General features: G+C 64.6%; 16 protein-coding genes and 1 pseudogene. 11 read left to right on the plus strand and 6 right to left on the minus strand.

Annotation, left to right across the window (positions count from 1 at the left end; translation table 11 throughout):
• Positions 1-24 precede the first annotated feature (24 nt).
• Complete coding sequence (locus ASD76_RS07435; protein WP_235506553.1) at positions 25-453, plus strand: four-helix bundle copper-binding protein; 429 nt, start codon at positions 25-27, stop codon at positions 451-453.
• Positions 454-467: 14 nt separating this feature from the next.
• Here ASD76_RS07435 and def read toward each other — a convergent pair whose 3' ends face one another.
• The 3 genes from def to recR are packed head-to-tail and all read right to left on the minus strand — an operon-like array spanning position 468 to position 1,922.
• Entirely contained in the window at positions 468-1,037 is a 570-nt protein-coding gene (def, locus tag ASD76_RS07440) for a peptide deformylase (protein WP_055920604.1), read from the minus strand.
• Between the two features lie 46 nt (positions 1,038-1,083).
• Positions 1,084-1,329 (minus strand): hypothetical protein, encoded by a 246-nt coding sequence (locus ASD76_RS07445; RefSeq protein ID WP_055920606.1) that lies wholly within the window; start codon positions 1,327-1,329, stop codon positions 1,084-1,086.
• Positions 1,326-1,922 carry a recombination mediator RecR gene (gene recR, locus ASD76_RS07450; protein WP_055920609.1) on the minus strand — a complete coding sequence of 199 codons (597 nt, stop codon included), beginning with the start codon at positions 1,920-1,922 and terminating at the stop codon, positions 1,326-1,328. The genes ASD76_RS07445 and recR overlap by 4 nt, the downstream gene beginning before the upstream one ends.
• Before the next feature lie 74 nt (positions 1,923-1,996).
• Here recR and fmt point away from each other — a divergent pair, with 74 nt between their 5' ends.
• A complete protein-coding gene (gene fmt, locus ASD76_RS07455; protein ID WP_055920612.1) occupies positions 1,997-2,902 on the plus strand; it encodes a methionyl-tRNA formyltransferase in 906 nt (301 codons plus the stop codon).
• Positions 2,899-3,645 (plus strand): tRNA pseudouridine(38-40) synthase TruA, encoded by a 747-nt coding sequence (gene truA, locus ASD76_RS07460; RefSeq protein ID WP_055920615.1) that lies wholly within the window; start codon positions 2,899-2,901, stop codon positions 3,643-3,645. Before fmt ends, truA begins: the two co-directional genes overlap by 4 nt.
• Before the next feature lie 129 nt (positions 3,646-3,774).
• On the opposite strand, the gene ASD76_RS07465 is transcribed toward truA, so the two are convergent.
• Positions 3,775-5,928, minus strand: coding sequence for a transglycosylase domain-containing protein (locus ASD76_RS07465; RefSeq protein ID WP_235506555.1), 2,154 nt, complete (start codon positions 5,926-5,928; stop codon positions 3,775-3,777).
• Positions 5,929-5,971: 43 nt separating this feature from the next.
• Positions 5,972-6,955 (minus strand): cobaltochelatase subunit CobS, encoded by a 984-nt coding sequence (cobS, locus tag ASD76_RS07470; protein WP_055920618.1) that lies wholly within the window; start codon positions 6,953-6,955, stop codon positions 5,972-5,974.
• Between the two features lie 81 nt (positions 6,956-7,036).
• Here cobS and ASD76_RS07475 point away from each other — a divergent pair, with 81 nt between their 5' ends.
• Positions 7,037-7,678 (plus strand): glutathione S-transferase family protein, encoded by a 642-nt coding sequence (locus ASD76_RS07475; RefSeq protein ID WP_055920622.1) that lies wholly within the window; start codon positions 7,037-7,039, stop codon positions 7,676-7,678.
• On the opposite strand, the gene ASD76_RS07480 is transcribed toward ASD76_RS07475, so the two are convergent.
• Positions 7,675-8,358 carry a winged helix-turn-helix transcriptional regulator gene (locus tag ASD76_RS07480; RefSeq protein ID WP_055920627.1) on the minus strand — a complete coding sequence of 228 codons (684 nt, stop codon included), beginning with the start codon at positions 8,356-8,358 and terminating at the stop codon, positions 7,675-7,677. The genes ASD76_RS07475 and ASD76_RS07480 overlap by 4 nt on opposite strands.
• Before the next feature lie 80 nt (positions 8,359-8,438).
• Here ASD76_RS07480 and ASD76_RS07485 point away from each other — a divergent pair, with 80 nt between their 5' ends.
• The 7 genes and pseudogenes from ASD76_RS07485 to ASD76_RS18595 all read left to right on the plus strand — a co-directional run bounded on the left by ASD76_RS07485 (position 8,439) and on the right by ASD76_RS18595 (position 11,860).
• Entirely contained in the window at positions 8,439-9,164 is a 726-nt protein-coding gene (locus ASD76_RS07485; RefSeq protein ID WP_082553658.1) for a DUF899 family protein, read from the plus strand.
• A gap of 26 nt (positions 9,165-9,190) precedes the next feature.
• Complete coding sequence (locus ASD76_RS07490; RefSeq protein ID WP_055920630.1) at positions 9,191-9,610, plus strand: VOC family protein; 420 nt, start codon at positions 9,191-9,193, stop codon at positions 9,608-9,610.
• A gap of 27 nt (positions 9,611-9,637) precedes the next feature.
• Positions 9,638-10,060 carry a DoxX family protein gene (locus tag ASD76_RS07495; protein WP_055920633.1) on the plus strand — a complete coding sequence of 141 codons (423 nt, stop codon included), beginning with the start codon at positions 9,638-9,640 and terminating at the stop codon, positions 10,058-10,060.
• A gap of 3 nt (positions 10,061-10,063) precedes the next feature.
• Positions 10,064-10,726: a glutathione S-transferase family protein gene (locus tag ASD76_RS07500; protein ID WP_082553659.1), complete on the plus strand. Its 663-nt coding sequence runs from the start codon at positions 10,064-10,066 to the stop codon at positions 10,724-10,726.
• Positions 10,727-10,746: 20 nt separating this feature from the next.
• Entirely contained in the window at positions 10,747-11,103 is a 357-nt protein-coding gene (locus ASD76_RS07505) for a DUF1428 domain-containing protein (protein ID WP_055920638.1), read from the plus strand.
• A gap of 46 nt (positions 11,104-11,149) precedes the next feature.
• A pseudogene (locus ASD76_RS18590) lies at positions 11,150-11,443 on the plus strand (DUF1428 domain-containing protein); the annotation flags it as partial.
• Positions 11,444-11,485: 42 nt separating this feature from the next.
• Entirely contained in the window at positions 11,486-11,860 is a 375-nt protein-coding gene (locus ASD76_RS18595; protein WP_235506662.1) for a DUF1428 domain-containing protein, read from the plus strand.
• Positions 11,861-11,872: the final 12 nt, after the last annotated feature.

The raw sequence follows: 11,872 nt of genomic DNA on the forward strand, positions 1-11,872 counted from the left end.
CCCGCGCGGTCATTCGCTCCTTCCATGGAAGAGGAGCTTACGATGTCGATCGAGAAGATGATCTCCGAGCACCCCGAGGTCGGTGGCGAAGACAACCCGTCGCTGGGTATGGCCGTCAGGCACGCAATGCATTGCGCGGCGATTTGCAATTCCTGCGCCGATGCCTGTTCGGCCGAGGACATGGACATGCGCCGCTGCATTCGCCTGTGCATGGACTGCTCAGACGTGTGCACCGCGACTTACCGTGTGGCCAGCCGCCGGACGGATCATAACCGGCAACTGATCCGCACCATGCTGGCCGCGTGCATCGAAGCTTGCGACATCTGCCGCGCGGAGTGCGAGATGCACGAGCACGCCCATTGTCACCGCTGTGCGGCGATGTGCGGCGAGTGCTCGGTCGACTGCCGCGACGCGTTGATCATGCTCAACCAGGAAGTCCACGCGGAGGCCTGAGCCTCCGGCGAGGGTCAGGCTGCCTTGCGCAGCTTCTCGAGCTTCTTGAGCGCCATGTTGCGCTTGAGGCGGCTGAGGTGGTCGATGAACAGGATGCCTTCGAGGTGGTCCATCTCGTGCTGGATGCAGGTGGCCATCAGGCCGTCCATCTCTTCCTCGTGCACCTTGCCCTCAAGGTCCTGCCAGCGGACGCGGCAGGTCTTGGGACGTTCCACGTCGGCGTAGATCTCGGGGACCGAGAGGCAGCCTTCCTGGTAGACGTTCAGCTCGTCCGCCGGATCGAGGATCTCCGGGTTGATGAATATCCGCGGCTCGTTCTTGACCGGCTGATGGGTGTGGTGGTGGCCACCGTGCGCGGTGCATTCCTCGGGCTCTGCGTCCGGATCCTCGGGCTGGAGGTCGATCACCAGCACGCGCAGGGGCACGCCGACCTGGATCGCCGCCAGGCCGATGCCGCTGGCGTCGTACATGGTTTCGAACATGTCTTCGACGAGCACCTTGAGCTCATCGTCAAACTTTTCGACGGGAGTCGACACGATTTTCAGCCGGGAGTCCGGCACTTCGAGGATTTCGCGGATAGCCATGGCGCGCAAATAAGCATTTTCGCCCCGAACGACAAGTGAACGAACGCTAGGGCCGGTCGGCCGGGCGATTGAGGAACATGCAGGCGGCGGCAAGCAGGCTCACTGGGATCGCGATCGGCAGCCACCACCTGAAAAACTGCCAGTAGAGCTGCGCCGTGGGGCGGCCGGTCTCGGGATCGACGTAGATCTGCAGCGGGTTGCGATCGGCCAGGTCGAGGGACATCCACAGCGAGGGAAGCGCCGAGGCGACCATGGCGATGAGCCAGCCCCCGACGATCCAGCTGCGTTTCATCCCACCGGCCTCCGCGCCCGCAGCGCCTGGGCCAACGTGCCTTCGTCGAGATAGTCGAGTTCGCCACCGACCGGCAGGCCGTGAGCGAGCTGGGTGATGCGCACCGGATAACCCTCAAGCCGCTCGGCGATGTAGTGGGCGGTGGTCTGGCCTTCGAGCGTGGCGTTCATGGCGAGCACGACTTCGTCGATCCCGCCCGCTGCGACGCGTTCGATCAGCTTGCCGATCGACAAGTCTTCCGGCCGCACGCCGTCGAGCGCAGAAAGCCGTCCGCCGAGCACGTGGTAGTGGCCGGTGAACAGCCGCGCCCGGTCGAGCGCCCACAAGTCCGCGACATCCTCCACCACGCACAGCTGTCGCGCATCGCGGCGCGGATCGGCGCAGATGCCGCAGGGATCCTGGGTGTCGACATTGCCGCAAGTCCGGCATTCGACCAGTGCGCCGCGCACGTTGTCGAGCGCATCGAGCAGCTGCACCAGCGCGGTCTCGCGGCGCTTGACCAGCCACAGCACCGCCCGCCGTGCCGAACGCGGGCCGAGCCCTGGAAGACGCGCCAATGCCCCCGCGAGCGCCTCGATCTCTTGCGATGCCATGGAGCGGGAGATAGGGCCAACCCGCGAGAAGAGGAAGGGACGCCTTCCACAGGCTCAGGAAGAGCGGGGAAGTTATGCGCATAGTCTTCATGGGCACCCCTGCCTTTTCGGTGCCGACCCTCAATGTCCTGCACGAAGCCGGGCATGAGATCGTGGCCGCCTACACCCAGCCGCCCCGCCCCGCAGGCCGCGGCAAGCAGCTGCAGCCCTCGCCGGTTCAGCAGGCGGCCGAAGCGCTCGGCATCGAGGTGCGCCATCCGGTGACCTTGCGTGACATGGAGGCGCAAGCGGACTTCCTGGCGCTGGAGGCCGAGGTCGCGATCGTCGTCGCCTATGGGCTCATTCTACCGCAGCCGATTCTGCAAGGTCCGGCGCGGGGGTGTCTCAACGTCCATGGCTCGTTGCTGCCGCGCTGGCGCGGGGCCGCGCCGATCCAGCGCTCGATCCTCGCCGGAGATCACGTGACCGGCGTCACCATCATGCAGATGGAGCAAGGGCTCGACACGGGGCCGATGCTCTCGACGGCCCGAGTGCCAGTGGAGGACAAGACCAGCGGCGAACTGTTCGAGGAACTGGCCGAGATCGGCGGACGGCTGATGGTCGATACCCTGGCCCAGCTCGACCAACTCAAGGCCGAGCCGCAGCCGGAGTTTGGCGCCACCTACGCCGCCAAGATCGCCAAGTCCGAAACCCGTATCGACTGGCGCAAGTCCGCCGAGCTGCTTGAGCGCGAGGTGCGTGCTTTCGCGCCTTTCCCTGGTTCTTGGCTCGAATTCGATGGTGAACGCATCAAGCTGCTGCGAGCCCGGGTGATCGGCGTGAACGGCGCTCCCGGGACTGTGCTCGACGAGGAATTCACAGTGGCCTGTGGTGACGCGGCGCTGCGTCCACTGACGATCCAGCGAGCAGGCAAGCCGGCGATGAACGCGGCCGATTTCCTACGCGGGAAGCAGGTTCCGGTTGGGACCGTGTTGCATTGACTCGCTTCGCTCTCACCCTCGAATTCGACGGCGGCCCGTTCATGGGCCTGCAGCGGCAAGACCATGGCCCTTCCGTGCAGGAGGAGGTCGAACGTGCCGTGCGCGAGGTGACTGGCGAGACGGTGACCATGCACAGCGCCGGCCGCACCGACAGCGGCGTCCATGCGCTCGGCATGGTGAGCCACGTCGATATCGAGAAAGACATCGCCCCGTTCCGCTTGATGGAAGCGCTCAACGCTCGGTTGCGCCCCCACCCTATCGCAGTGCTGGCCTGTGAGCCGAAGGCGGGCGATTGGCACGCTCGCTTCTCGTGCCTGGGCCGCAGCTACCTCTACCGTATTCACAACCGCCGCGCGCCGTTGACGCTCGACAAGGGGCGCGCCTGGCTCGTCACTCGCCCGCTCGACGCCGAGGCTATGCATCGTGCCGCGCAAGTGCTGGTGGGGCATCACGACTTCACCACCTTCCGCTCGGTCCATTGCCAGGCGAAGGATCCGGTGAAGACCCTCGACCGCCTTGATGTGCGACGGGACGGCGATCTCGTGACGATCGAGGCGGAAGCGCGCAGCTTCCTGCACCACCAGGTCCGCTCGATGGTGGGCACGCTCGGGCTTGTCGGTCTTGGGCAATGGAGCGCGGAACAGGTGGCCGATGCCCTCGCAGCCCGCGACCGCGCGGCACTGGGGCTGAATGCTCCGGCCGAAGGGCTTTACTTCGTAGCGGCGAAGTATCCGGACAACTGATCCTCCCCGAGCTTGTCTCGGGGAGGTGGCGCGCGCCGCAGGCGCGTGACGGAGGGGTAGGCGGCCAAACGCGAGACCCCCTCCACCACCCTTCGGGCGGTCCCCCTCCCCGAGCAAGCTCGGGGAGGATTAAGGCGCCGCTGTCGGTGTTGCCTGAGCCACGGGCCGTTCGCGATTGCGTGGGTCGGAGTTGATCCGGACGCCCTGCTCGTCGATCCGCACATCGACCGGCACGCCCTGAATATCGCCCGATATCACCGCACCGCCGTTCTGCACCCCGATCGCGGCACTGCCATCGCCGAGCGGAATCGTGCCGAGGTCGGGCAAGTCGAGCTGCTGGACCGGACCACTCGGATCGGGCGTCGGCGTCGGACGCGGGCGTTGCGGAGCTGCGCGCTCGCCAAGCGCCTGCTGCATGAAGTCCTTCCAGATCTGCGCAGGCAGGCCACCACCGTAGACGCCATTGAGCGGGGTATTGTCGTCATTGCCGACCCACACCCCAACCACGAGATCGCCAGCATAACCAACGAACAGCGCATCGCGGTTGTCCTGGCTGGTACCGGTCTTGCCGAAGTTTGGCCCGTTGAGCATCGCCGCCCGTCCGGTGCCGCGGTTGACGGCCTGGCGCAGCATTGCCTCCATGTCCTCGTGCTCGCGTTCCGACAGGCTGGAGTGGCCGTCGAACCAGCTCTCGAACCAACCCGGCTCCTCGCCCTTGAGCGCGGTCGGCTTCACCGGATAGTCGTTAGCTGCAATCCCGGCGTAAGCGGCCGTCAGCTCCATCAGCGTCATCGTCGACGTGCCGAGCGCCAGGCTCGGATCGCCGCTCGCCAGCGGAGACGTCACGCCAAGATCGCGAGCCGCGTCGATCACCGCCTTGTCGCCGACTTCGCCCCACAGCCGGACGGCCGCGACATTGCTCGATTGCGCGAAAGCGTCGGCTAGCGTGATAGTTTCCGAATAGCGCCCGCCGGCATTGCGCGGGCGGTAGGAGCCTTGCTCGATCGGTTGGTTGGAGATCTTGTCGTCCGGCTCCCAGCCCTCTTCCAGCGCGGCGAGATAGACGAAAGTCTTGAAGGTCGAGCCAGGCTGGCGCCGTGCCTGCGTCGCGCGGTTGAACGAAGACTCGGCATAGTCGGTCCCGCCGATCATCGCGACGACCTCGCCATTGGTGCGCATAGCTACGAGCGCAACCTGGGCGCCGCCGAGCGGTGCGCGTTCGATGGCCCTGCGAGCCGCCGCCTGCAAGCGGGAGTCGAGCGTCGTCCTGACCGTCTGGCTGGAGTAGCTCACACCTGAGTTGAGGCGCGCCTCGGGCAAAGCCCAGTCGGCGAAGTAGGTCCCGGTCGGCAGGTCGTTCTTGGTCCGCACGTCCACCCGCGGCGTCGGCAGCGCGTTGGCCTGGGCCTTGGTGAGGTAGCCCGACTCGACCATCGCCTGCAGCACCATCCGCATGCGCTTTTCGGCGAGCTTCGGGTTGTCGGTCGGCGCAAGGCGCGAGGGCGCCTGCAGCAGCCCGGCCAGCATGGCGGCCTGCTCGGGCTTCAGGTTCTCTGGCTTGCGGTAGAAGTAGTGCATCGAGGCGGCGCGCAGGCCGTAGACGTTGTCGCCGAAGTAGGCGTTCGAAAGGTAGCGTTCGAGGATCTCGTCCTTCGACAGCCATGCCTCGAGCCAGAACGCGATCAGAGCCTCGCGCGCCTTGCGGGTCAGGTTCTGTTCGGGGGTGAGAAAGGTGAACTTGGCGAGCTGTTGCGTAATCGTGCTGCCGCCCTGGGTACGTCCGGTCGTGATGTTCGACCACAGCGCGCGGGCAACGCCTCGCGGGTCGACACCCCAGTGGCTGTAGAACCGGCGGTCCTCGATGGCGATGAACGCCTGGGCCACGTGGGGCGGCAACTCGCTCACCTTGACCGGCTGGTCGACGATGGCGCCATTGCGGGCGATCGGCGTGCCGTCGGCCGCGAGCAAAGTCAGCTGCGGCGGGGCAATCGGCTGGAGCGACTTTGAGAGCGGCGCGGTAATCGCGAGCCAGGCGAGCAGCAGCAGGAACACCGCAAGACAGCCGAGCATGCCGCGCTTGATCCACCACCAACGGGTCCGTGGCTTCGGCTTGGGCGCGAGCTGTTCGTCGAGCCATGCGCGCGCCTCGACGGCCTCAGGCTCATCGTAATCGGGACCGTACGAGATGTACTCGGAATCCGCGCGCGCGGATTCGCTCCGGCGCGACCACGGCCAGAATCCCGCCCGACCTTTCTTGACCGATCCACGCGACAGCATGTCCATCGCCTACTGTGTTACAGGATTAACACAGGATTGACGAGGGGGTTCACGCCTTGCCGACGACGCTTTCGGGTAAATCTACGCCGAAAACGCGCTGGTAATACTCGGCCACCAGCATCCGTTCGGCCTCGTCGCACTTGTTGAGGAACGTAAGGCGGAAGGCGAAGCCCGGGTCCTTGAATATCTCGGTGTTCTGCGCCCAGGTGATGACGGTACGCGGGCTCATCACGGTGGAGATATCGCCCCCGATGAAGCCCTGGCGCGTCAGGTCCGCGACGCGGATCATGTCGGCGACCAGCTTGGGATCGAGCGACGTTTTGGCCGAGACGATCTCCCGCTCGGTTTCCGCCGGCAGGTAGTTGAGGCCCACGACCACGTTCCAGCGGTCCATCTGACCTTGGTTGATCGCCTGGGTGCCGTGGTAGAGCCCGCTGGTGTCGCCGAGGCCGACCGTGTTGGCGGTCGAGAACAGGCGAAAATAGGGGTTCGGACGGATCACGCGGTTCTGGTCGAGCAGGGTCAGCTTGCCCTCGGTTTCGAGCACGCGCTGGATCACGAACATCACGTCCGGACGGCCGGCGTCGTATTCGTCGAACACCAGCGCCACCGGGTGCTGCAGCGCCCAGGGCAACAGGCCTTCGCGGAACTCGGTCACCTGGAGCCCGTCGCGCAGCACAATCGCGTCACGGCCGATCAGGTCGATACGGCTGATATGCGCGTCGAGGTTGATGCGGATGCACGGCCAGTTGAGGCGCGCCGCCACCTGCTCGATGTGCGTCGACTTGCCCGTGCCGTGATAGCCCTGGACCATCACGCGGCGGTTGAAGGCGAAGCCTGCCAGGATGGCGACCGTGGTGTCCGGATCGAACACGTAGCTCGTGTCGATATCGGGCACGCGCTCGTCGGCCTTGGAGAAGGCCGGGACCTTCATGTCGATATCGATGCCGAAGGTCTCGCGCACGTCGACCTCAAGGTCTGGCGCGGCCATGGCGGTTCCGGAATTGGCGTGGCTGGTCGTCATCTCGTTCATCGCGGCGGATGCGTAGACGTACGGAGTTGCGCCTGCAACACGCAAAGCCCACTCTGGCGACGACCTGAAGGAGGGTAATCCATGAAGATCTACGGTTTTCCGCTGTCACCGTTCGTACGCAAGGTGGTTGTTGCCGTTAAGGAAAAGGGCCTCGACGCCGAACTGGTGCCGAGCAATCCGATGCAGCCCGACGAGGAGTTCGCCGCGGCAAGTCCTTTCCACAAGATTCCCGCTTTTCGCGATGGCGACTTCACGATCGCCGACTCGACCGCGATCGTGACTTATCTCGAAGCGAAATATCCTGAACCGGCCCTGCTTCCCGCCGCACCAGAGGCGCGTGCGCGGGCGGTTTGGTTCGAAGAAGTGGCCGACACCGTGCTGACGCCGGCCGGCTCTCCCATCGTGCTCAACCGTTTCTTGCGCCCGAAGCTCTTCGGCACCGAGGGTGATGAGGCTGCGGCCCTGGCGGCGGAAGAAGCGCTCACGAAGCCGCTCGCCTATCTTGAAGACGCTGTTTCCGGCGAATGGCTCGATGGCGCGTTTTCCGTCGGCGACATTGCCGTAGCTTCGGTGATCCGCACCTTGGGCTACACTGGTTGGGAGCTCGACGCCTCGGCCTATCCGCAACTCTCGGCCTGGTTCGGCAGAGTGCAGCAGCGCGAAGGCTGGAAAGCTGCCGTCGAGATCGAGAAGGCCATCTTCGCGGCCGCTATGGGCGGTTAATCGACCTTATCCGGCAGACTGAATACCGAACAGAACCGGCGGGCAGCTTCGCGGTCGCCTTCGACCCTGAGGCCGCCTTCCGCCTCGATCGCCTCGAGCGTCTGGTTGCCGTAGATCACGCGCAGGACCGGCAGCGGCGCTGACGCACGGATCACGGCGTCGGCCCCATCCATTTCACCGCGGCGAACGGGCAATTGCCCATCGCGGAGGTGCGCGAGAAACGTCTCCCCTGCGATGTCGAAGCCAACTTTGGCTTCAACCCCGGCAGTCGCCTCTGGCACGAGCATCGTGCGCATCGACAGCATCAGGCTGACCGGCGAAAGCGGCAGTTGCGGATTGTGCTCGCGCGAGCGCGCCGCCCAGCGCCCCAATTCCTGGATCGCCGGTTCGGCAAGGTAACCCCACTCGGTCAGTTCATAGACTTGCGTCGCAGCCGGCGGGGGCAGCTTGCGGCGCATCAGCACGCCGGCCTCCTCCAGCCCAGTCAGTCGTTCGGTGAGCACTTTGGCGGAAATTCCGGGCAGGCTGGCGCGCAAGTCGGAAAACCGTCTCCCCCCGAGCATAAGCTCCCTGACGATCAGGATCGACCACCGCTCACCGACCAGTTCCATCGCAAATGCCGTGCCGCAGGCGTCTTGATACCACTTACCATGCGACTCGGTTTCTTTTTGTAACTTCATAGTTGCTTTTAGTAACTCAATGGGTCACGAATCACAAGTGCCGATTCGCGGCACCAACGAAGCGGGACAGGAGCTGCATAATGAGCGACACCGCAATACTGCCGCCCCGGGATATGCTGAAACCAGCGGATGAGCTGGCGAATGCGAGCACCACCCGCTGGCAAGGCGAAAGTGCGGACTATCGACAAGCCCGCACCGCCCTGCTGAGCGAGGAAATCGCCCTTCGCCGCCAGATTCAGAGAGTGGCCGAGCAGCGCCGTGCCCTCCCACCTGGCCCGCTGGCGAAAGACTATCGCTTCCTTGATGAGCAAGGCAGCGAGATCGGCCTGGCCGAGCTGTTCGGCGCGCATGACACCCTGTTCACATACCTCTGGATGTACGGACCTGAGCGGGCGCGGCCATGCCCGATGTGCACCTCGTTCGTCGGCTCGCTGGACATTCCCGCGCCCGATATCGAGCAGCGTCTGGCACTCGCCATCATCGGTCGCTCACCGGTTGCCCGCCAGTTGGCTTTTGCCCGCGAGCGGGGTTGGAGCAATCTCAAGTTCTATCAGGCGATCGACGACGATTTCGTGCGCGATACCCATTGGGTAGTAGATGGCAACGAGGGTGCCGGTGTGCTGGTCTGGACTCGCAAGGGCCCGGAAGTGCGATTGTTCTGGGCGGCAGAGGGCAACACCGAAACGGCTGATCCCGGGTTCGACCCCCACCTTGCCCCTGACCCCACCCCGCTTTGGAACCTGCTCGATTGGACGCCCGAAGGGCGCGGCAAAGCCTGGTACCCGAAGCTCGACTATTCGAACTGAACCCTGCCTCTCAAAAGGATCGCGCCATGACCAAGATGATTTTCGTGAACCTTCCGGTGACGGACCTTCCCGCCTCGATGCGCTTTTACGAGGCGGTCGGCTTCACCAACAACCCGCAATTCACGAACGATCAGGCGGCCGCCATGATGTGGTCGGACACGATCGTCGCCATGCTGCTACGGCACGATTTCTGGAAGACCTTCACCGACAAGCAAATCCCCGACGCGCATCAGTCCGCGCAAGTGCTGCTGGCGTTGAGCCAGGACAGCAAGGAGGATGTGGAGGACATCGTCGCCAAGGCCGTCGCAGCCGGCGGCAAGGCCGACCCCACTCCGAAGCAGGACCTGGGCTTCATGTACGGCCGCAGCTTTGAAGATCCCGACGGCCACATCTGGGAAAACGCCTACATGAACATGGCCGAAGTTCCGGAGCACGCAGGGGCCTGAGAGCCTGACGGGGAGAGGAGAACGACAATGGCAAGCCTGGCCCAATCCAAACCAACGGCATCCCCCCAGGTCTGGGCAGGAAGGGTCCTAAGCGGCCTAGCCATAGCCTTCCTGCTGCTCGACTCAGGATCGAAGCTGGCCGTGCCGGAGATGATGGCGGCGAACAGCCCGGACATCGGCTGGTCGCTCGACCCGGGAACGATGCGGACCCTCGGCCTGCTGCTGTTCGTCCCGACCCTGCTCTACATCTGGCCGCGCACCGCGGTCCTCGGGGCGATCCTGATCACCGCCTACCTCGGCGGCGCGATCGCCACCCACATGCGCATCGGCAGCCCGCCGCTCACTCACACGCTGTTCGGGGTCTACCTCGCACTCATGGTCTGGGGCGGCCTCTGGCTGCGCAGCCCAGCGCTTCGAGCCATCCTGCCCTTCCGCCTTCGAGAGGAGTGAACGATGACCACATCAGCCCCCCGCCCCCTCGTGACCGCCTTCGAGTGGGTTCCCGCCTTCGCCCACGGGCTCGTGCGTGACCTGCGCGTTCGCTGGGCGCTCGAGGAAATCGATGAGCCCTACGACACCGAGTTGTTCAACGCCCGCAATCCCCGGCCCGAGGAATACCTCGCCCGCCAGCCCTTCGACCAAGTCCCGGCCTTTCGGGAAGGTGATATCGATATTTTCGAGACCGGGGCCATCCTGCTCTACCTGGGCGAGCAGGATGAGCGCCTGCTGCCGAAGGACGGACAGCCTCGCTGGACCGCCCTTTCCTGGCTGTTCGCCGCGCTCAACAGCATTGAGCCATTCCTAGTCCCGATCACGATCTATGACCTGTTTCATCAGGACAAGGCCTGGATGCCCGAGGCGCGCGAAGCTGCGCTCACGATCTGCCGCAAGCGGCTCTCGCGCCTGACCGATGCTCTGGACGGCAAGGACTGGCTCGCGGGCCAGTTCTCGATTGCCGACATCACCATGATCACGGTGCTCAACAACCTGCGGCATACGGAAATCGTCGCAGAATACCCTGCCCTCGTCGCCTACAAGGCCCGCGGGGAGGAACGTCCCGCCTACAAGCGCGCTCTCGAAGCACAGATAGCGGACTACGCCCAAGAAGCCGCCTGAACCCAAGAGGAGAGCTTGCCATGTACATTAATGGATTCCTCATCCCCGTTCCCGGCGACAAGAAGGCTGAATACCAGGACGTTGCCGAACGGTTCTGGGACATCGCCAAAGACTATGGCGCGCAAGAACAGGTCGAAGCGTGGGAAGTCGACGTCAAGGACGGCAAGTGGACCGACTTTCGCCGCGCCGTGGACATTCAGGACGGCGAGAAGGTGGTCTTCTCGTGGATGGTCTGGCCGGACAAGGCCACTGCCGACGCCAGCCACGACAAGATGATGACCGACGAACGCATGAAGCAATTCGGAGAGGACATGCCCTTCGACGGCAAGCGCATGATCGTGGGCGGGTTCGATCCGCTCGTCGTCAGGGGACGCTGACCCTCCCCAGGAATTGCCCCCAAAACCGAATCCAAGGAGAGATACCGTGAGCTACATCGAAGGTTTCCTGGCCGCTGTCCCGACAGCCAACAAGAATGCCTATCGCGAGCATGCCGAGGGCGCGGTGCCGATCTTCAAGGACCTGGGCGCGGGCCGAATGGTCGAAGGCTGGGGCGACGACGTGCCGCACGGCAAGGTCAACGACCTCTACGGCGCGGTGGCCGCGAAGGACGATGAGACGGTCCTGTTCAGCTGGATCGAATATCCCGACAAGGCCGCTCGCGACGCCGCCAACCAGGCGATGATGAGCGATCCGCGCTTCAAAGAAATGCCGGAAATGCCGTTCGACGGCCAGCGCATGGTTTGGTCGGGCTTCGAGACGATGCACGCAGAGGGTCCGGGCGGAAAACCCGGCTATGTCGATGGCGTCGTGCTGCCGGTGCCGGCCAACAACAAGGAAGCCTATCGCGCCTACAGCTCGGATACGACCGAGGTGCTTCTTGAAAGCGGCGCCACGCGGGTGGTCGAAGCCTGGGGCGACGACCTCATGGAAGGCAAGGTCACCGATTTCCACCGCGCGGTGCAGCGCAAGGACGACGAGGCGGTGGTGTTCAGCTGGATCGAGTGGCCCGACAAGGACACCCGCGATGCCGGCTGGGGCAAGATGATGCAGGACGAGCGGATGAACGGCCTCGAACAGCCGTTCGACGGCAAGCGGATGATTTTCGGCGGCTTTGTGCCGATCGTCGACGCCTGAAGGAGAGCGACC

Origin of the sequence: Altererythrobacter sp. Root672 (assembly GCF_001427865.1) — a bacterium.
Taxonomy (GTDB): Bacteria; Pseudomonadota; Alphaproteobacteria; order Sphingomonadales; family Sphingomonadaceae; genus Croceibacterium_A.